The sequence below is a fragment of the Mesorhizobium sp. M0037 genome, from assembly GCF_040323635.1.
Lineage (GTDB): Bacteria > Pseudomonadota > Alphaproteobacteria > Rhizobiales > Rhizobiaceae > Mesorhizobium.
The window spans coordinates 142,046-162,009 of the sequence record NZ_JAMYVB010000015.1 but is presented as its reverse complement, the minus strand read 5'-3'; the positions used below and the strand labels follow the sequence as shown (position 1 = coordinate 162,009).

Genomic DNA, 19,964 nt, shown 5'->3' with positions numbered 1-19,964 from the left:
CTTCGCGGGGATAACCGCGTCCCATCCCTTTGGTTCCGAGTAGCGTCGTCGGTCCACGGGCGCGATCAGTGACGGCTGCTCCCGTGCAACACGGCGTATCGAAAGAAGAAGTTGCGACAGCAGCTCCTGTTGGCAACTTCTGGTAAAGGCGCTCTTTCAAGCCGACCACCGGGGTTACGCCACTCGACAAAGGAGCGCTGCACAGGACCCTTCTATGTCGTCGCGTTCGATCTCCTGATCTGTGACGGGAAACACCCGTCTTGCGAGGAAGACCGTCGGCACAATTTGTGAGATTTACGAGACCAATCAGGCCATTTCAGATCCCATAGGTCGGGCCGTCTCAGATCCCGTAAGAAAGTGCAAGGTAAACCACCGGCGCCAAGATCAGCAGAACCGCGATTCCGATAACCACTGCGATTGCCAGGCGCTCTGTTCGCCTGACAAGCTCAGCGACCTTGTCGTCGTCAGCCGATGGTATGAGGTCAAGAACGGAAGAAACTTCCGCAGGACTGTCGTTGTCGTTTGCGGGTCGGGTTGCGCCGTCACGCACTGATCTCTGGACAAAGGTCACTGTCAGCCTCTCTATTGAACGAACACCGCTTGGCGGTGTCACGACGATCGGGTGCCCGCTAACCTCTCAGGAATGGCGGGCACCCGATTGACCACCGATGAAGGGACTCATGCTCGGCAGCCGGGTTCCAATGTATCGGGAGGGCATAGGTTGCCCGCCTTCGGGCCTATGGCTCCGACGTCAGGACTTCAGTCATACCCTGTTCGGACCTTGGTCTGGCAATCGACGAAGCGATGGCCGCCATTTTGTTTCGACGCAGAAAATGCGGGAACATTAGTAGGCTCTTACGAGTTCACTCCCAGCAACTAGTTCGGGAGAGATACGGTGAACAACATAATCTGGCTCATCGGAGCAGTCGTTATCGTGATTGCGATACTGAGCTTCCTGGGCTTCCGATAAACGTGGCAGCTGAATTGCTGTCGGAGCCTATTGCCATCTGCGCCTTGTAGGCATCGCTTTCGCGTTGGCCGGCGCTTTGCATGTGGGCTTTGGCGTTCGCTCTCAGGTGGCGCTTAAATTCCTTCTCTTCGAACCTTACAGAATGCGCGTCGCAAGCAGGTCGCAAGGGCGACGGTCCTGTTGCAACAGTCGGATCGAGGCCATCGCCGACGAAATCAACAAAGCATGCTGCGTCAGCTCGCCTCGCGCATCGCCTCGGCGGCCTGCAGATCGACCGAGACCAGTTGGCTGACGCCCTGCTCGGCCATGGTCACGCCGAACAGGCGGTTCATGCGCGCCATCGTGATCGGGTTGTGGGTGATGATGACGAAGCGCGTCTCGGTGGTCGCGGCCATTTCGTCCATAAGGTTGCAGAAGCGCTCGACATTGTGATCGTCGAGCGGCGCGTCGACTTCGTCGAGCACGCAGATCGGCGCCGGATTGGTCAGGAACACGGCAAATATCAGCGACATCGCCGTCAGTGCCTGCTCGCCGCCGGACAGCAGCGTCATGGTCTGCGGCTTCTTGCCGGGCGGACGTGCCAGGATTTCGAGCCCGGCTTCGAGCGGGTCGTCGGATTCGATCAGCTGCAGTTCGGCCGTGCCGCCACCGAACAGATGCGAGAACAGCCGCTGGAAATGGCCGTTGACCACCTCGAAAGCGGCAAGCAGCCGTTCGCGGCCTTCGCGGTTCAGGCTCTGGATCGCTTGCCTGAGCTTGCGGATCGCCTCGATGATGTCCTCGCGCTCGGAGACGATGGTCTCCAGCCGGTCCGACAATTCCTTCTGCTCTTCCTCGGCGCGCAGATTGACGGCGCCGAGCCGCTCGCGCTCAACCTTCAGCCGGTCGAGCTGGCGCTCGATCTCGGCCATTTCCGGCATCGGGCTGTCGGCTTCCAGGCCAGTATGGCGAATGACCAGATGCGGCGGCGTGTTCAGCGTTTCCTGGATGCGCGCCTCGACCTCGAGCCGGCGCTCATCGGCGGCGGTCAATCGCTCTTCGGCGCGGACGCGGGTTTCGCGGGAATCGGCCAGCGACTGGATGGCCGCGGTGGCGGCCTTGTCCAGCTCGGCCTGCTTGTTCTCGGCCTCCTGCAAACGGTCGGCGGCCGCCTTGCGCAAGGTCTCGGCCTCGGTCAGCTGCGACAGCAGCGCGCGCCGCCTGGCGTCGATCTCGTCGGGGGCGTCGGCCAGCGTTTCGCGCTCGGCCTCGGCCTCGGCCCTGCGCTCGCCCAGCGAGGCAATCTGCGTCGAGGCGTTTTCGGCCCGCTGCAACCAGTTGCTGCGCTCGGCGCCGATGGCGTCGAGCCGGCGCGTGCGCGCCTCGGCTTCGCGGCGCAGGCCTTCATGGACGGCGCGCGCGTCGGCCAAGGTTGCGCGGTCCCTGCCGACATTGGCGGCGGATTGTTCAAGCTGCAATTGCAGGTCGCCGAGATCGGGGGCGTCCTGCAGCAGCATTTCGGCCTCGGCGAAGGCGGCGGCCGTTTCTTCATGGCTGTCGACGATTCGTGCGCGCGCCTCGTCCAGGGCGGCGCGGCGGCTTGCCAGCTCGCCACCGGCCTTTTCGGCCTCGGCCAGCGCGCTGCGGGCGGCGTCCAGGCCGTGCTGGGCATCGCGCCCGGCCTGGCGGGCATTGCGTTCGGCCTCACTCGCCTGGCGGAGTGCCTGTTCGGCCTGGGCAAGGGCGGCTTCGGCCTCGCGCACGATCTGCGTCGCCTGTACCGCCTCGGCATCGAGCTCGGCCAGCCGGTTCTTCTGCGCCAGCCTTTGCGCGGCCGCGGTCGGTGCATCGGCGCTGGCGGTCAGCCCGTCCCAGCGCCACAGCGCGCCGTCGCGGCTGACCAGCCGCTGGCCGGGAGCGAGCAGAGCCTGCAGCCGGCGGCCGTCAGAGGTGTCGACAATGCCGATCTGCGCCAACCGTCGGGCAAGCTGCGAAGGCGCGCGCACCACGCTGGCGAGGCTCTTGAGGCCTTCCGGCAAGGCCGCATCGCCTGATTGAACCTGGCTTTCGCCCCAGTGCACCGGCGCGCTGCGGTCGAGCGGCACGTCGAGATCCTCGCCAAGCGCAGCACCAAGGGCCGTCTCATAGCCGCGTTCGACGCTGAGTTGCTCCAGCACCGACGGGAAAAGATCGCCGCTGGCGGCATTGAGGATCTTGGCCAGCGTGCGGGCTTCGGTCTCGATGCCGGCGAGTTCGGCCCTGGCATCCTGCAGCGGCGGACGGGCGGCACTCTCGGTGGCGCGCGCCTCGGCGACCGCCTGTTCGGCAGCAATGGCGCCGGCCTCGGCCTCCTCCAACCGGGCGAGCGCGTCCTCGACCAGAGCGCGCTTCTCGGCGGGATCGGGCAAGCCCGCAACCTTCGACACAATCTCGGACAATTCGCGGTCGACATCGGCCAGCTGGCGGGCAAAGCGATCGCGGCGTTCGGCGTTTTCGCGCAGCGTTCGTTCGATCTGATTGCGCGCGGCGGCGGCCTCGGCGCGTTCGGCGGTCAGCGCAGCGAGCTTGGCTTCGCTCTGCGACAGCGTTGCGCCGGCCTGCTCGAAAGCGGCCCGCGTCGTGGCCTCGCGCTCGGCGGCGCCGGCATTTTCGGAGTTGAGCGTGGCTTCTTCCTCGCGCAGGCGCTCAAGAATATCCGCATTGTCGCGGACCATGCGCTCCTCGCGGGCGATGTCGCCGTCGAGCTGCTGCAGCCGGCGCTCCAGTTCGGCCTGGCGGGCGCGGATGCGGCCAGCCTCCTCCTCGATCTGAGCCTTGGCGATCGACAGGCGCTGGAAGGCGGCAGCCGCGGCGGCCTCGGCATCGCGCAGATCGGGCAGCCGGTGGGCGCCGATGCCTTGCTCACGGGCGGCAGCCATCTGGGCGGCGGCGCGGTCGCCGACCAGAGCTGTGGCAACCGCCAATGCCGAACGCGCATCGCCCTCCTGGGTTTTGGCCAAAGTCCAGCGCAGATGCAAGAGCGTGGCTTCCGCCTTGCGGATATCGGCCGACAGGTTCTTGAAGCGCGATGCCTGGCGCGCCTGGCGCTTAAGGCTTTCGATCTGGCTCTCCAGTTCGCCGACGACATCGTCCAGCCGTTCCAGATTTTGTTCGGCCGCCTTCAGCCGAAGCTCGGCCTCGTGACGGCGCGTGTGCAGGCCGGAAATGCCGGCGGCCTCTTCGAGCAGCGCGCGGCGCGCCTGCGGCTTGGCCTGGATCAGTTCGCCGATGCGGCCCTGTCCGACCATGGAAGGCGAGCGCGCGCCGGTCGACTGGTCGGCGAACAGAAGCTGCACGTCCTTGGCGCGGGCTTCCTTGCCGTTGATGCGGTAGAGCGAGCCGGCTTCGCGCTCGATGCGGCGCGACACTTGCAATTCATCGGCGTCGTTGAAGGCGGCGGGCGCGGTCCGGTCGCTATTGTCGAGGAACAGCGTGACTTCGGCGGTGTTGCGGGCCGGGCGCGTTCCCGAGCCGGAAAAGATCACGTCGTCCATGCCGGACGCGCGCATGTTCTTGTATGAGCTTTCGCCCATCACCCAGCGCATCGCCTCGACAAGGTTCGACTTGCCGCAGCCATTCGGCCCGACAATGCCGGTCAGGCCACGTTCGATGACGAACTCGCCGGGTTCGACGAAGGACTTGAAGCCGAGGAGGCGAAGGCGCGAAAACTTCATTCGCGCCTGCCTGGAAGGCACAAAGGTGCGCTGACGCCGAAGCGCAGTCGCTCCGGCGCCGCCTGGACGTCAGAGCAGAGGGTCGATGATGGCCGATATTTCCTCAATCGACATCGCACCTTTGTAGGTTTTCCCGTTGATGAAGAAGGTCGGCGTCGAGTCGACCTTGAATTCATCGGCGCCGCGCTTCTGGACCGATCTCACATCGTCCAGAAGTTTCTGGTCCGTCAAGCAGGCCTCGAAGGACTCCTGTGTAAAACCGGCGAGCTTGGAGATCTGCAGCAGCGCATCCTTGGTATTGTTGACGCCGACCCAGTTGGCCTGCTGCTTGAACAGCACGTCGACCATCGGGAAATAATTGTCCTTCGAACAGCGCGCCAGCATGAAACCGGCCTCGGCGCTCGGATCGAATGGGAATTCGCGCAGGATGTAACGCGCCTTGCCGGTGTCGATGTATTTGGTCTTCAACTCAGGGAAGGTGGTCGCGGCGAAATGCGCACAATGCGGGCAGGTCATCGAGGCATATTCGACGATGGTGACCTTGGCGTCATCCTTGCCGAGCTGCTTGTCGGGCAAAGCGCCGGGCTTCAGCAGTTCGGCCATCTCGACATTGCCGGAAGACTCCGGGACCTTGACGGCGGCCGGAGTGGCAGGCGTCGAAGCAGGCGCGGGAGCCGCAGGCTTCACATCCGCTGCTTTGGCATCCTCGCCTGAATCGCTGCATGCGGCGAGCATAGCCACTGCCGGAATGACGGCCAGCGAAGACAGGAGGTTTCTGCGGGACAAGCTACGGTTCATGCGAATCACCTGACTGTGGTTTGATTTTGCAACGCAAAGGCTAGAAAAGGCGAGAGTTGGCGGGAATTAAGGCATCGCCGTCCCCATTCCAATCGCCAAACTCTACATGCAGGATCACGAATGCGCGAGATAGATGACGCGTTCATGACCGACTGATTGCCGGTTGATTACCTTGGCCGCTTCCTTTGGCCAAGAATTGTGGCGCCAAGACGCTCCAGCGAGGCGCGCAAGCCTTCATCCTCGATCTTGCCGACGGTATCCGACAATTTGGCCTTTTCGACAGAAGTCAGTGCTCTCGGCGTCGGTTTCGGCCGGGCTTTGTCCCTCAGCACCGGCTTTTGCACGATCCGGATCCTGCCGATCGCGTTGAAGCCGAGAAAGGCATTGACGCGGTTGATGATCTCGCCGGTCTCGTGCTGTAGGTGCAGCGCGGCCATGCCCTCGCAGGCGATGACCAGCACCGCCGGCTCGAACGGATCGTCCTCATGCATGCGGCGCGGCCACTGGATTTTTTCGGGGCGCGAATGGCCGGCGAGCCTGGGGCCGGCGATCTCTTCCCATGACTGCACCAGCCCGATCGAAATGCCGGCCCGCTTGCGCAGCACGGGGTCGAGGATCGCGGTCGCGAGATCGCTCACCGGAACGGGATTGCCGTAAGGCGTTCTCCCTGCCATGTACGTTCTCCAGCCACGCTCCTCACCAGCCTAGAGCCAGCCCGCGATCAATGGCACTGCACGAACAGACCCGCAAGGCCGCATCCGGACCAACTCTATCGGGAGAGATCGCCGCGCGTCTGCTTGCCTGGTACGACGCGCACCATCGCGAACTGCCGTGGCGGATCACGCCGCACGCCGCGGCCGGCGGTGCACCGCCGGACCCCTATCGCATCTGGCTTTCGGAAGTGATGCTGCAGCAGACCACGGTCGAAGCGGTAAAATCCTATTTTCGCGCCTTTGTCGAGAAATGGCCTGATGTGAAGGCGCTGGCGGCTGCGCCGGCCGAGGATGTGATGAAGGCCTGGGCCGGGCTCGGCTATTATTCACGAGCGCGCAACCTCAAGGCCTGCGCCGATCTGGTTGCGAGCCAGGGCGGCCGTTTTCCCGACAACGAAACGGGATTGAGGGAATTGCCGGGGATCGGCGCCTATACGGCGGCGGCGATCGCGGCGATCGCCTTCGACCGTCCGGCGGCGGTCGTCGACGGCAATGTCGAACGTGTCATCTCGCGGCTCTATTCGATCGCAACGCCGCTCAGCGAGGCAAAGCCTGAAATCCGCGCGCTCGTCGAAAGACTGGTTCCGCAGACAAGGCCGGGCGACTTCGCCCAGGCGATGATGGACCTCGGCGCTACGATCTGCACGCCAAGACGGCCGCGCTGCATGCTGTGCCCGGTGCGCGAGGATTGCAGCGCCATCCTGTCCGGCGACCCCGAGCGCTTCCCGGTCCGCCTGCCCAAGGTCGACAAACCACTCAGGCGGGGTGCCGCCTTCGTCGCCGAGCGCGGCGACGGCGCCATCCTGTTGCGCAAGCGGCCTGACAAGGGCCTGCTCGGCGGCATGACCGAGGTGCCGACCACAGATTGGACAGCCCGGATAGACGGCGCGACGACTGCCCAAGCAGCGCCCTTCCCTGCGGACTGGCGGCGCGCCGGAGAGATCGCGCATGTCTTCACCCATTTCGCGCTCGAGCTCGAAGTTTTTCACGCTCAAGTGAAAAGTGATGCGCCGGAAGGGCATTTCTGGTCGCTGGCCCATGACATTTCCGGAGAAGCGCTGCCGACCGTCATGAAAAAGGTCATCGAAGCAGCGATACCGGGCGCAACCAAAAAACACCGCCCGATTGACTAGCATTCGCTTTGAAAGGCCAGAAATGACTGAAATCCGCCATATCGTGTTCGACATCGGCCGCGTCTTGCTCCACTACGATCCGAACATTCCGTTCAGCCGCCTCATTCCCGATGCCGAAGAGCGCAAGTGGTTCTTCGACAATGTCTGCACGCATGACTGGAACATCGAGCAGGATCGTGGCCGGACGTGGGAAGAGGCGGAAGCGCTGCTGATCGCGGATTACCCGGATCATGCTGAAAACATTCGCAATTTCCGACGCTATTGGAACGACATGGTGCCGCATGCATATGAGGACAGCGTCGCCATCATGCTCGGCCTGATCGAGAGCGGCCACGACGTGACCATGCTGACGAACTTCGCCGCCGACACGCTTGCCGAGGCAAGACTGCGCTTCGATTTCCTTAGCCGCCCGCGCGGCGTGACCGTGTCGGCCGATATCCGTGAGATCAAGCCCGACCGCGCCATCTACGACCATCACGTTGCCGCGTTCGAGCTCGAACCGTCAGCCACGCTGTTCATCGACGACAGCCCCAGGAATGTCGATGGCGCCAGGGCCGCCGGCTGGAATGCTGTGCTGTTCACAGATGCAAAAACGCTCAAGGCGGACCTTGAGCGGTATGGCATCGCGACCTGAGCTACGCAGAGGGGTCGAAGGTAGCGCTTTATGGCGCCCCCCTCTGCCCTGCCGGGCATCTCCCCCACGAGGGGGGAGATTGGCAGCTCGCCCACGGCTCTTTCTTACAACGTTGAAAGTTGGCGAAAACAATGAAACGCGCAATCTCCCCCCTCGTGGGGGAGATGCCCGGCAGGGCAGAGGGGGGCCGTCGTAGAGCGCCGAATTTAAACCTTGAATCTCAAGCCCCTGCCCGTTCCATGCCGAGCCTGGCGATGCGGCGCAGTTCGTCGATCGGGGTCAGGCCGCCCGAGCGCTCATAGTGCCAGAAGGTCCAGCCGTTGCAGGCGTCCAGGCCCTGCACTTCGGCGCCGATCTTGTGGATCGAGCCGGCGCTGTCGCCGATCGCCACCGTGCCGTCGGCGCGTACCTTGGCCGACCAGCGCTTCTTGGCGTCATAGAGCGTGGCGCCGGGCTGCATCAGACCGGTATCGATCAGGCTGACGAAGGCGACGCGCGGCTCGGCGCGCTTGCCGGTGAGCACGGTGAGATCGGCGCTTTCCAGCGGCCGCACGGCATCGATGCGCTCGTTGGCGGCGTCGATATAGACCTGTTCGCGCTCGATGCCGACGAAGTGACGGCCGAGCCGCTTGGCCACGGCGCCGGTGGTGCCGGAGCCGAAGAATGGGTCGAGCACGATGTCGCCCGGCTTGGTCGAAGCCATCATGATGCGGGCGAGCAGCGCTTCCGGCTTCTGCGTCGGATGCAGCTTGTCGCCATTGTCGTTCTTCAGCCGCTCGCCGCCAGTGCAGATCGGGAACAGCCAGTCGGAGCGCATCTGGATGTCGTCGTTCGACGCCTTCATGGCTTCGTAATTGAAGGTATAGCCCTTGCCCTTCTGGTCGCGCGAGGCCCAGATCATGGTCTCATGCGCGTTCTGGAAGCGGCGGCCGCGGAAGTTCGGCATTGGGTTGGTCTTGCGCCAGACGACATCGTTGAGGATCCAGAAGCCGAGATCCTGCATTTTGGCGCCGACGCGGAAGATGTTGTGGTAGGAGCCGATGACCCAGATGGTGCCATTGGGCTTCAGCACGCGGCGTGCCGCCAGGAGCCAGGCGCGGGTGAAGGCGTCATAGGCCTCGAAACTCTCGAACTGGTCCCAGTCATCGTCGACGGCGTCAACCTTGGACTGGTCGGGCCGGTGCAAATCGCCGTCGAGTTGCAGATTGTAAGGCGGATCGGCGAAGATGACGTCGATGGATTTTTCCGGCAGCCGGTCGAGCGCGGCGACACAATCGCCCTTGAGGATCGTGTCCAGCCACTCGGATTGCGGGGGGGCGTGGGAGAGGTCGGCGACAAGACGCACGGCAGACATTTTTACACCCAAGGCACGCGTTACTGTTTACTCCACGTTATGGTTACCGATCAGCGTAAATATTCGGTGAAGGACGCAACGGTCCAGGCAGCCCTGACGTCGTCAATTTGCGCAGCCCGGCCCGTTGGTGTATGTCGCGCCGCTTGAGCCTTGCCGGGCCTCCATCACCCTCCCTCGTTCGGATTGCCATGCCCCAGCCAGATCTTGTCATCTTCGATTGCGACGGCGTGCTCGTCGATTCCGAAATCATCGCAGCCCGCGTCGAGGCCGAATTGCTGACCTTGGCCGGATATGAAATCTCGGCCGAGGAATACGCCGAAACCTATGCCGGACTGACCTTCAAGGACATAATGATGCGGGTCGAGGCGAAGTCCGCGATCCCGTTCCAGGCCTCGATGATCGACCGGGCCGAAGAGCTGGTTGACCGCAAACTGCGCAGCGACGTGCGCGCCATCGACGGCGTGCGCGAGGCTGTGGCCGCAGTGACAGCGCCGCGCTGCGTCTGCTCGAACTCACGCTTGGAGCGGATCGAGTTCATGCTGGAGAAAGTGGGCCTGCTGCCGTTCTTCGCCGGCCGGATTTTTTCGGCGCTGGAAATACCAAGCAAGAAAACCAAGCCCGCGCCGGATGTGTTCCTGATCGCGGCGGAGCAACTCAACGCCAATCCGGCAAACACCTTCGTCATCGAGGATTCGGTGCACGGCGTCACCGGCGCCAGGGCCGCCGGCATGCGCGTGATCGGCTTCACCGGCGCCGCGCACAGCTATCCCGGCCATGCCGATGTGCTGACCGAAGCCGGCGCCGAAACCGTCATCCGCCGCTGGGCCGAACTGAAAAGTGTGATTGCCGCTCTGTCGGACTGGTCGGACGCCTGAACCGATCAGTCCTTGGCTTTGGCCGACTTGGCCGGTTTCTTCTTTGCCCTGTTGTAGGCAATCGCGGCACGGACGAGCGCTTTCAGCGCATCCGCATCGATCTCGTCGCCCTCCGACACATCCATGGCACGCCACACCTTGCCGTTGAGCCCGTTGTTGAACAGCCTGTCGGGATCCGGCAGGCTGGCGCCATGGGAAAAGGTCAGCTTCACCTTGTCCTTGTGAGCGTTGCCGACGGCGATCATGCCGTCGCGCGACCATACCGGGCTGCCCATCCACTTCCACTCCTCGATGATTTCCGGATCGGCGTCGAGGATGGTCTTGCGCAGGCTGGCCAACGTCTTGCCCCGCCAATCGTCCAGCTCCCGGATTCGGGCATCTATCCGCTCGGAGGCAGAGGCGCCTCCCTCGTCTTTGCTCGACATACTGGTCTTCATGGTCTGCCTCCGTTCACATCTTCTCGCCGGGCAATCGGCTGGCCTGCTTCACCCAGGAGGCGAAGCGGGCTTCGTCGATCTCTTCGCCTTCATGGATGTCGAGATAGCGCACTTCCTTTTGCCTGGAACCGCCGGGAGGCACAGGATCGAGCGACGTGCCGCGAAAGAAGGCGACTTTGACGTATCTGGTGAAGCAATGCAGGCTGAGGAACCAACCCTCGCCCTCGATGCCATAGAACGGTGAGTTCCACTTCATCGCCTTGTAGACGCCGGGGACGGCGCTGACGATAAGTGCGTCGATCCGGCGCCCGACATCGCTTTTCCAGCCCGGCATGGCCGCGATATAGGCCTGCACCGGAGCGTCCCCATAGGCCTTCGGGATCTGCGGGTTGCCGCCCGAAAGCAGGACCGGCTTTTCCGGCTTGTCTGGGGCCGGTTTTGCGACCTTCGATTTTCCCAGCGCCTTGGCCATTCCTACCCTTGCGCGCCCTGCTCGCCACGCGATCTCGCGACGTAAGGCAGCACGAACATGTAGAGGCCACTGAACAGCAGCAGGAAGAGCGGCAGCAGCGGCGAATAGACCACCCAGGCCGGAGGTTGCCCGAACGCCATGGTGATGAAATTGGCTGCCACGGTCAGCGTGAAGATGATCGACAGCCAACGATGGGTTTGACGTATCCATTTGCTCAAATTCATTGCAACCTCCTCTTGAAACCAGCGCCTACCAACGCGCCAGCTGGGTGATCTGGATCAGATTGCCGCAGCTGTCGTTGAGCTGGGCGATGGTCGAGCCGGTCACTTCTGTCGGCGCCATGGCGAACGCACCGCCGCGTCCCTTGATGCGCTCGTAATCACCCTTGACCTCGTCGGTGAACAGCATGAGCGCGGGCTGCCCCTGCTTGAAGATGGCCTGCTGGTAGGCCTTGGCGGCCGGGTTGTCGTTGAGCGCCAGCTGTAGCTCGATTCCGTCGGGCTCATCGGGTGAGGTGACGGTCAGCCAACGAAAAGGCCCATTGCTGAAGTCGGCCTTCACGGCAAAGCCCAGCACGTCGGTGTAGAAGCGCAGTGCGTTGTCCTGGTTGTCCACATAGACGCTGGTCAGCTTGATCTTCATCGATTTTGTCCTTTTTGCATTCGGTGCCCCGCAGTCAGGGCATGGTACCGGCAGGCTTCAATCCGGCTTCGCCAGAAGCTGCTCCAGCTTGGTGAGAAATTGCTGCCACCCGGCCCTGGCGCCGCCATAGGCCTGCTTCTGGCTCGGCTGGAAGCCCGACTGCTCGACGCGCAGATGGGTCCCCGTGCTGGTGGGCGTGAGCGTGAACGTCACCACGCTCTTCAGATTGTAGGCGGCATCCTCATGCGCAAAATCCCAGCTGTAGGACAGCGTCCTGCCTTGCTCGACGGCGAGGACCTCGCAATCGAGCACGCCGCCCCAGTCGCCGCGAAGATTGAAGCTGTGGCCGACGACAGGCTTGAAATCGTTCTTCATGAGCCATTCCTCCATCAGATGCGGCTGCGTCAACGCGCGCCAGATCTTCTCCGCCGGCCAGGATATTTCACGTTCGACGACGACGGTGCGCAGTTCGGGATTGCTCACTGGTCCATCCTTTTCAGCAGGTTCTCGAGGTCATCGAAGCGGCCCTCCCAGAATCCTGTCATTTGAACTGTCCAGTCGGTCAGCGGACCAAGTGCCTCGGGCTGGGCGCTGTAGTGGGTCTGGCGTCCGGCGTGGCGGTCACGCACCAGCCCGGCCAGCTTCAGGACGCCGAGATGCTTCGACACCGCCGGTTGCGAAACCCCGGACTGCGCCGTCAGCGCCCCCACGGTCTGCTCACCCTGGCGGCAAAGGCGCTCGAAGATGGACCGCCGGGTCGGGTCGGCAAGCGTTCTGAACAAAGTATCGTGGGCGTCTGGCATAGGATCGATAACCTGCGAGATATTGATTTACGTATAACCGCCGGGCTATGGATGAGTCAAGTGCGCTGGCGGAATGGATCGAGATTTAAAGGCAGACGCGACCTGCCCGCAGGCGCACACCTGCAGGATCACGATCGGATCGTTGGATGTTTCAAAGAGTTGACCGGCACCGTCGCAGCAGCGACGGCGCCCAGGCGCTTAGTTCGTCGCGGGAGCGCGCTTCTTTTTCTTGCCGGACTTCTTGTCCGCCGCCGCCGGCGCGGTGTCGTCATAGCCGGCATAGACAGTGTAATCCCGGGCGGAAGGTTCGGGCACGACGACGTTGGGATCGGTGAACACGAACTGGGTGGCGGTCGAGGGATCGCTGACCTGGATCTGATAGGGGTGGATCTGCGAATAAAGTACGTCGGGGCCGTGCATGACGGCAATGCGGATCGGCATGGTGATGGTGCCGGGGGCGAACAGCGGTCCCGGCACGATCTTGCCGGCAACGCCAACCTTCATCGTCAACTGGCCGTTGGCACGGCTGCAATCGCGGCTCACATCGCTGATCGAGGCCTGGTAGATGATCTTGGCCGGATCCTTGTTCGGATCGACGATGGAGCCGTCAGGCGCCGTCTGCGCGGCGGCAGCGGCCTCGGCATCCTGTGTTGCATCAGCCTTTTTCTTTTTCGGCTGCGGCGCGCCCTTGGCGTAGGTATTGAAGTATGCGGTGCCGTCCCGCACCGTCACTTTCGGGCAGTAGGCCTGCAACTGGCTGGCGAGAACCTTGGGATCCTGAGGCGGTATTGGCGCATTCGGGTCGGTCTTCTTGCCGAAACCGAGATTGAGGATGCCATTGTCGCTCGATTGGCAACCGGCGGCGGCAAGCATAAAGCCGGTTAGCGCCAGACCCGCGACAAAGCGACGGTTGAACTTATGAAACGCCATGAAACTGCACTTCCCTCTCGCAAAGTTGGTGACGTATAGCAACGCCACGGCAAAAATGCGACTGAGGCGGCTCGGAAAATTAACCAATTGCCGTGGATGAAACCGGCGGCAGCAATGGACCTTTGACGATGCGCTATGTGAGTACCCGCGGGGATGCACCCGTGCTTGGATTTGCCGATGCGGTGCTGGCGGGGCTGGCCCGCGACGGCGGGCTTTATGTGCCGCAGACATGGCCGCAGTTTTCGGCAGCCGAGATCCGCGCCATGCGCGGCCTGCCATATGCGGACCTCGCCATCCGCGTGCTGACGCCGTTCCTCGGCGGCGAGATCGCCGCACCCGTCTTCGAGCGCCTGGTGCGAGAAGCCTATGCCACCTTCCGCCACCGGGCCGTCTGCCCGCTGGTGCAGACCGGCGCCAACACGTTCATCCTCGAGCTCTTCCACGGTCCGACGCTGGCCTTCAAGGACGTTGCCATGCAGCTGCTTGCTCGGCTGATGGACCATGTACTGACTGAGCGTGGCCAGCGCGCCACCATCGTCGGCGCGACCTCGGGTGACACTGGCGGCGCCGCCATCGATGCCTTTGCCGGCCGCGACCGAACTGACATTTTCGTGATGTTCCCGCATGGCCGCGTCTCGCCGGTGCAGCAGCGGCAGATGACGACATCGACTGCCGCCAACGTCCAGGCGCTGGCGATCGAAGGCAATTTCGACGATTGCCAGGGCCTGCTGAAGGATATGTTCAACGATCATCGTTTTCGTGATCGCGTGTCGCTGTCGGGCGTCAATTCGATCAACTGGGCCCGCATCATGGCCCAGATCGTCTATTATTTTTCCTCGGCGCTTTCGCTCGGCGCGCCGGACAGGCCGGTCTCCTTTACCGTGCCGACCGGCAATTTCGGCGATATTTTCGCCGGTTACGCCGCCAAGAAGATGGGCCTGCAGATCGAGCGGCTGATCGTCGCCACCAACGACAACGACATATTGGCGCGCACTTTCGCGACCGGTGAATACCGCACCAAGGGTGTGTTTGCGACGACGTCGCCATCGATGGACATCCAGGTATCGTCGAACTTCGAGCGGCTGCTGTTCGAGGCCTGCGACCGTAACGCAGAGACGGTGCGGCGTTACATGGCCGGCCTCAAGCAATCCGGCGCCTTCACCATCGAAACCGCGGAAATCGACCGGATGCGGTCCGAATTCGACGCCGGACGCGCTGATATGGACGAGGTTGCCGCCACCATCCGTTCAACGCTCGAATCCAGCAATTATCTGCTCGATCCGCACACGGCCGCGGCCGTGCATGTCGCCGCCGGCAAGGCTGACGGTGCAGTGCCGATGGTGGTGCTGGGCACGGCGCACCCGGCCAAGTTCCCGGCCGCGGTCGAAGCCGCCTGCGGCGTGTCGCCGGCCCTGCCCGCATGGCTGGGGTCCTTGATGTCAGCCGACGAAAAGTACACGGTACTTCCATCCGACCTGAAAATGGTGGAAGATTACGTGAGCCGCCACTCAAGGGCAGCGCGTTAGGGAGTACTTGCCATATGGGTGTTGAGGTAAGCCGTCTGTCGAACGGCCTGACAGTCGCCACCGAAACCCTTCCAAGCCTCGAATCCGTTGCCCTTGGCGCCTGGGTCAAGTCCGGCGCCCGCAATGAGCGTGACGACGAGCACGGAATGGCCCATCTGCTCGAGCATATGGCCTTCAAGGGTACGAAAAGGCGGACGGCCTTCGAGATCGCCTCGGAAATCGAGGATGTCGGCGGCGAGATCAATGCCGCCACATCAGTCGAGACGACGTCCTATTACGCCAGGGTGCTGTCCGACGATGTGCCGCTGGCGGTGGATATCCTTGCCGATATCCTGCAGGAGTCCGAATTCGACCCAGAGGAACTGGAGCGCGAGCAGCATGTGATCCTGCAGGAGATCGGCGCCGCGCACGACACGCCCGACGACATCGTCTTCGACCGTTTCACCGAGACCGCCTTCCGCCACCAGACGATCGGCCGCTCGATCCTCGGCACGCCGGAAACCGTCAAATCCTTCACCTCCAAACAGCTGCATGATTTCATAGAGCGCCAGTATGGCGCCGAGAAGATGGTGATCGTGGCGGCAGGCGACATTAAGCACGACAATTTCGTGCGCGAGGTCGAAAATCAGCTCGGCGGTTTCCGCAGCAAGTCCGACAGCACGATGCCGCAATATGCGCAGTATGTCGGCGGCGATTTCCGCGAGGATCGCGACCTGATGGACGCGCAGATCGTGCTCGGCTTCGAAGGCCGAGCCTATCATGTGCGCGATTTCTACGCTTCGCAGGTGCTGTCGATGATCCTCGGCGGCGGCATGTCGTCCCGGCTGTTCCAGGAGGTCCGCGAAAAGCGTGGCCTGTGCTATTCGGTCTATGCCTTCCACTGGGGTTTTTCCGATACCGGCATCTTCGGCGTTCATGCCGCGACCGGGCAGAGCGACATTGCCGAACTGGTGCCGGTCATTATCGACGAGCTGCAGAAGGCCGGCGAGAATATCCTTCAGGAAGAGCTCGACCGCGCCCGCGCGCAATATCGCGCCGGCCTGATCATGTCGGCTGAAAGCCCGGCCAGCCGCGCCTCGCAGATCGCCAGGCAGCTGCTTCTGTTCGGCCGGCCGATCGCCAAGGAGGAATTGATGGAACGGCTGTCGGCGCTGACCGTCGAGCGGCTGACCGACCTTTCGTCCCGGCTGTTTTCGACCAAGCCGACGCTGACCGCGGTTGGACCGGTGGGTACGCTCGCGCCCTATGAGGCGATTCTCGATTCGCTTGCGGGCACGCACACCACGGCCCGCAAGCTCGCCGTCTAAGCCTTCAAGCGCCGGTGTTCGCGCTCCCTTTCTTTCGCCGTGACCTGCCGGCACTGAAAGGCGACCGGGTCATGCTGCGCGTGCCCTACACCAACGACTATCGCGAATGGTCAGCGGTGCGCGGCGAAAGCCGTGCCTTCCTCGAACCGTGGGAGCCGCGCTGGACGCCCGATGAACTCGACCGCACCGCCTGGCGGCTGCGCATCGGCCGCTACCGCGAAGACTATGCGCAGGGGACAGCCATCGCCTTCTTCATCTTCGAGAAGGCGAGCGGCAAGCTTGCCGGCGGCATTACGCTCGGCAATATACGCCACGGCGTCTCGCAAAGCGGCCATGTCGGGTACTGGATCGGGGAGCGGTTTGGCGGCCGCGGCCTGATGACCGACGCGGTCAAGGTGGTCTGCCGCTTCGCCTTCGATACGCTGAGGTTGCACCGGATCGAAGCTGCCTGTATTCCCGACAATATCCGGTCGATCCGCGTGCTTGAAAAAGCCGGATTCCGGCGCGAAGGACTTCTGCGATCCTACCTCAGGATCAACGGCATCTGGCAGGACCACTACCTCTACGCCCGGATCGCGGACGATCCACCGGGCGCTGGAACGAAGGACTGATTTTTGACGAATTTCCTGCGAAACGGGTCGCTGTTGGCCTTTGTTCTGGCGGCTGTCGTCACGCTTTGCGCGGCGCTACCGGCCTTCGCCGTCGAACCGATCAAGATTGCCCGCGACGACGTAGCGCTCGACCTGTCGCGCGCCGTCCAGATCTACGTCAATCAGGGCGAAAACTTCCAGGTGTCGACCGCGCCCGGTCCCGACGGCATCGTGCGGCGCATCGAGGTCGAGGCCAATGACGCGCGCTCGAGCGGCGACTGGGCGGTGTTCGCGCTCGCCAACACCACCGACCAGCAGCTCGACCGGCTGATCGTGGCGCCGCATTTCCGGCTGGTGAATTCCGGCATCTTCTGGCCCGATCTCGGCGCCACCCGCATCGCCGCGATCACCCCCAGCGAGGGATTCGCGCTCGACCGCCAGTCAAGCTCCGACGCCGACGTGTTCCGGGTGACGCTGAACCCGGGAACGGTGATCACCTTCATCGCCGAACTCGCCTCGCCGAAGCTGCCGCAGGTCTATCTATGGGAGCCGGAAGCCTACAAGGACTCGGTCAATTCCTATACGCTGTTCCGCGGCATCGTCATCGGCATCGCCGGGCTGCTGGCGCTCTTCCTGACCATCCTTTTCGTCGTCAAGGGAACCTCGATGTTTCCGGCGACAGCCGCACTTGCGTGGGCGGTACTTGCCTATATCTGCGTCGATTTCGGCTTTCTAAACAAGATCATAGAGATATCGCCCGGGAACGAGCAGATGTGGCGGGCGGGAACGGAGGTGGCGCTTGCGGCGACCTTCGTGGTGTTCCTGTTCGCCTATCTCAACCTCAACCGGTGGCACGGCCATTTCAGCTATGGCGCGCTGGTCTGGATCCTCGGCCTGGTGCTGATTGCCGGTGTGGCCATCATCGATCCGGCCGTCGCCGCCGGTATTGCCCGGCTGTCCTTTGCCGCCACCGCGCTGACCGGGCTCGGCCTCATCATCCTGCTCGGTCTTCGTGGTTACGACCGTGCGATCATGCTGGTGCCCAGTTGGGTGATGGTGCTGCTATGGCTGTGCGGGTCGTGGATGGCGATCACCGGCATGCTCGACAACGACATCGCCCAGCCGGCATTGGGCGGCGGGCTGATCCTGATCATCCTTTTGATCGGCTTCACCGTCATGCAGCATGCCTTTGCCGGCGGCGCGCTGCATCAGGGCCTGTTCTCCGATCTCGAGCGCCAGGCGCTGGCCGTGGCCGGCTCCGGCGACACGGTGTGGGACTGGGACGTGCTGCGCGACCGCGTCGTCACCAAGCCCGACGTCAGCATCCAGCTTGGCCTGGCGCCCAACAGCCTGGGGGGTGCGGCCCGCAACTGGCTGCCGGTGCTGCATGCCGACGACCGCGACACGTTCCGCACCACCCTCGACGTGGTGCTCGAACATCGGCGCGGCCGGGTCTCGCAGAATTTCCGCCTGCGCGGCGCCGACGGGCACTACCACTGGTTCTTGCTTCGGGCGCGGCCGGTGATCGGCTCGGATGGCGAAGTGATTCGCTGCGTCGGCACCATGGTCGACGTTACCGAGCAGAAAAAGTCCGAGGAAAGGCTGCTGCACGATGCCGTTCACGACAATCTGACCGGCCTGCCCAACCGCGAACTTCTGATGAACCGGCTGGAAGCCATCATCTCGATCGCGCGCACCGAAGAGAAGGTGCGCCCCACCGTCTTCGTCATCGACATCGACCGTTTCAAGCAGGTCAATGACGGGCTTGGCATCTCGGCCGGCGACACCATCCTGCTCACCATTGCGCGCCGCTTGCACCGGCTGTTGAAACCTAAGGATTCGCTGTCGCGCTTTGCCGGTGACCAGTTCGCCCTGATGCTGCTCTCCGAACAGGAACCCTCCCGCATCGCGGCGGTGGCAGACGCCATCAAGCACGCCATCAACAACCCGATCACCTTCGCCAAGCGCGAGATCGTGCTGACTGCCTCGATCGGCCTGATCACCTGGACCTCGGCGCAGACTTCGGCAGAAGACATGGTCAAGGACGCCGAGCTTGCCATGCACCAGGCCAAGCGCTTCGGCGGCGACAGGATCGAGCCGTTCCGGCCGGCCTTCCGCACCGTCGGCACCGACCGGCTGCAATTCGAATCCGATCTGCGCCGCGCCATCGAGCGGCGCGAATTCACCCTTGCCTACCAGCCGATCGTGCGGCTGGAGGACGGCAGCATTGCCGGCTTCGAAGCGCTGCTGCGTTGGGACCATCCGCGCCGCGGCATGATCCCGCCGGGCGATTTCATCCCGGTCGCCGAAAGCTGTGGCCTGATCGTGCAGCTTGGGCTGTTTGCCATGCAGCAGGCGGCCGAAGACCTCGCCGGCTGGCAAAAGCAGATCGGCGACACCCCGCTGTCGGTGTCGGTCAATCTGTCCAGCCGCCAGCTGATCCGCCGCGACCTGGTCAGCGATGTCCGCTCGGTCATCGCCCGCGCCAATCTGAAGCCGCGCTGCTTCCGGCTCGAACTTACCGAATCGCTGGTCATGGACAATCCAGAGCAGACCTCGCATGTGCTGACCAAACTCAAGCAGCTCGGCATCGGCCTGTCGCTGGACGATTTCGGCACCGGCTATTCCTCGCTCGCCTATCTGACCCGCTTCCCCTTCGACACCATCAAGATCGACAAGAGCTTCGTCGACGACGCGACGCCGAAGCGGGCGGTGCTGCTCAAATCCATGGTCAACATGGCGCATGAACTCGGCCTGTCGGTGGTGGCCGAGGGCATTTCCGACGAAAGCGATGCGCTGGAATTGCGCCAGATGGGCTGCGAATATGTGCAAAGCTTCATGTTCGGCGCGCCGATGCCAGGCGACCAGGTGCTGAAGGCGTTGAAAGAACAGTACCCGATGACGCAGGCGTGATGGGTGAGGCATGCGTCGTGCAGGCGCGTGGTTACATTGGAATGAACCCCGAAAATTAGCTGAAGCGACCGCGCCTTCGTCATCCTAGGGCGAAGCAAGGAGCGCAGCGACGCGGCGCAGACCCTAGGATGACGAAAGTGGCGGGCGGCTTCGGCTAGTCGCGAAGGTTCGGCGG

At 63.3% G+C, this 19,964-nt stretch carries 18 protein-coding genes; 7 read left to right on the top strand and 11 right to left on the bottom strand.

The annotated features are described in order from the left end of the window. Positions 1–1,203 precede the first annotated feature (1,203 nt). From smc to NKJ78_RS22245, 3 genes are all read right to left on the bottom strand, one after another. Complete coding sequence (smc, locus tag NKJ78_RS22255; RefSeq protein WP_352460033.1) at positions 1,204–4,662, bottom strand: chromosome segregation protein SMC; 3,459 nt, start codon at positions 4,660–4,662, stop codon at positions 1,204–1,206. A 69-nt stretch (positions 4,663–4,731) separates the two neighbouring features. Next, a complete protein-coding gene (locus NKJ78_RS22250; protein WP_023738499.1) occupies positions 4,732–5,460 on the bottom strand; it encodes a DsbA family protein in 729 nt (242 codons plus the stop codon). Between the two features lie 167 nt (positions 5,461–5,627). Continuing rightward, positions 5,628–6,134, bottom strand: a complete 507-nt coding sequence (locus NKJ78_RS22245) for a DUF721 domain-containing protein (protein WP_023687168.1) — start codon at positions 6,132–6,134, stop codon at positions 5,628–5,630. A 50-nt stretch (positions 6,135–6,184) separates the two neighbouring features. Between NKJ78_RS22245 and mutY the strand changes: the two genes are divergently transcribed. Further along, complete coding sequence (gene mutY, locus NKJ78_RS22240) at positions 6,185–7,306, top strand: A/G-specific adenine glycosylase (RefSeq protein WP_023738498.1); 1,122 nt, start codon at positions 6,185–6,187, stop codon at positions 7,304–7,306. Between the two features lie 22 nt (positions 7,307–7,328). After that, complete coding sequence (locus tag NKJ78_RS22235; protein WP_023738497.1) at positions 7,329–7,940, top strand: HAD family hydrolase; 612 nt, start codon at positions 7,329–7,331, stop codon at positions 7,938–7,940. 220 nt (positions 7,941–8,160) lie between these two features. Here NKJ78_RS22235 and NKJ78_RS22230 read toward each other — a convergent pair whose 3' ends face one another. Beyond that, positions 8,161–9,294 carry a site-specific DNA-methyltransferase gene (locus NKJ78_RS22230; RefSeq protein ID WP_023738496.1) on the bottom strand — a complete coding sequence of 378 codons (1,134 nt, stop codon included), beginning with the start codon at positions 9,292–9,294 and terminating at the stop codon, positions 8,161–8,163. A gap of 188 nt (positions 9,295–9,482) precedes the next feature. Here NKJ78_RS22230 and NKJ78_RS22225 point away from each other — a divergent pair, with 188 nt between their 5' ends. Continuing rightward, positions 9,483–10,169 (top strand): HAD family hydrolase, encoded by a 687-nt coding sequence (locus tag NKJ78_RS22225; protein ID WP_023738495.1) that lies wholly within the window; start codon positions 9,483–9,485, stop codon positions 10,167–10,169. A 5-nt stretch (positions 10,170–10,174) separates the two neighbouring features. Here NKJ78_RS22225 and NKJ78_RS22220 read toward each other — a convergent pair whose 3' ends face one another. From NKJ78_RS22220 to NKJ78_RS22190, 7 genes are all read right to left on the bottom strand, one after another. After that, positions 10,175–10,606, bottom strand: a complete 432-nt coding sequence (locus NKJ78_RS22220; protein ID WP_198018623.1) for a DUF1801 domain-containing protein — start codon at positions 10,604–10,606, stop codon at positions 10,175–10,177. 13 nt (positions 10,607–10,619) lie between these two features. After that, a complete protein-coding gene (locus tag NKJ78_RS22215) occupies positions 10,620–11,078 on the bottom strand; it encodes a DUF1801 domain-containing protein (RefSeq protein WP_023738494.1) in 459 nt (152 codons plus the stop codon). 2 nt (positions 11,079–11,080) lie between these two features. Continuing rightward, positions 11,081–11,302 (bottom strand): hypothetical protein, encoded by a 222-nt coding sequence (locus NKJ78_RS22210; protein WP_023668396.1) that lies wholly within the window; start codon positions 11,300–11,302, stop codon positions 11,081–11,083. 25 nt (positions 11,303–11,327) lie between these two features. Continuing rightward, entirely contained in the window at positions 11,328–11,720 is a 393-nt protein-coding gene (locus tag NKJ78_RS22205) for a VOC family protein (RefSeq protein WP_352460034.1), read from the bottom strand. Between the two features lie 57 nt (positions 11,721–11,777). Continuing rightward, positions 11,778–12,203 (bottom strand): SRPBCC family protein, encoded by a 426-nt coding sequence (locus tag NKJ78_RS22200; protein ID WP_352460035.1) that lies wholly within the window; start codon positions 12,201–12,203, stop codon positions 11,778–11,780. Beyond that, positions 12,200–12,523: an ArsR/SmtB family transcription factor gene (locus tag NKJ78_RS22195; protein WP_352460036.1), complete on the bottom strand. Its 324-nt coding sequence runs from the start codon at positions 12,521–12,523 to the stop codon at positions 12,200–12,202. Before NKJ78_RS22195 ends, NKJ78_RS22200 begins: the two co-directional genes overlap by 4 nt. 198 nt (positions 12,524–12,721) lie before the next feature. Further along, complete coding sequence (locus tag NKJ78_RS22190; protein WP_023692064.1) at positions 12,722–13,453, bottom strand: hypothetical protein; 732 nt, start codon at positions 13,451–13,453, stop codon at positions 12,722–12,724. 128 nt (positions 13,454–13,581) lie between these two features. On the opposite strand from NKJ78_RS22190, the gene thrC reads away from it, so the two are divergent. From thrC to NKJ78_RS22170, 4 genes are read left to right on the top strand one after another with little or no spacing between them, the layout of a single operon-like run. Next, positions 13,582–14,979 carry a threonine synthase gene (gene thrC, locus NKJ78_RS22185; RefSeq protein WP_352460037.1) on the top strand — a complete coding sequence of 466 codons (1,398 nt, stop codon included), beginning with the start codon at positions 13,582–13,584 and terminating at the stop codon, positions 14,977–14,979. Positions 14,980–14,993: 14 nt separating this feature from the next. After that, positions 14,994–16,286 (top strand): M16 family metallopeptidase, encoded by a 1,293-nt coding sequence (locus NKJ78_RS22180; RefSeq protein WP_352460038.1) that lies wholly within the window; start codon positions 14,994–14,996, stop codon positions 16,284–16,286. Between the two features lie 14 nt (positions 16,287–16,300). Next, positions 16,301–16,897, top strand: coding sequence for a GNAT family N-acetyltransferase (locus NKJ78_RS22175; RefSeq protein WP_023698526.1), 597 nt, complete (start codon positions 16,301–16,303; stop codon positions 16,895–16,897). A gap of 3 nt (positions 16,898–16,900) precedes the next feature. Further along, positions 16,901–19,789: an EAL domain-containing protein gene (locus NKJ78_RS22170; protein WP_023727477.1), complete on the top strand. Its 2,889-nt coding sequence runs from the start codon at positions 16,901–16,903 to the stop codon at positions 19,787–19,789. The last annotated feature ends 175 nt before the right edge of the window (positions 19,790–19,964 follow it).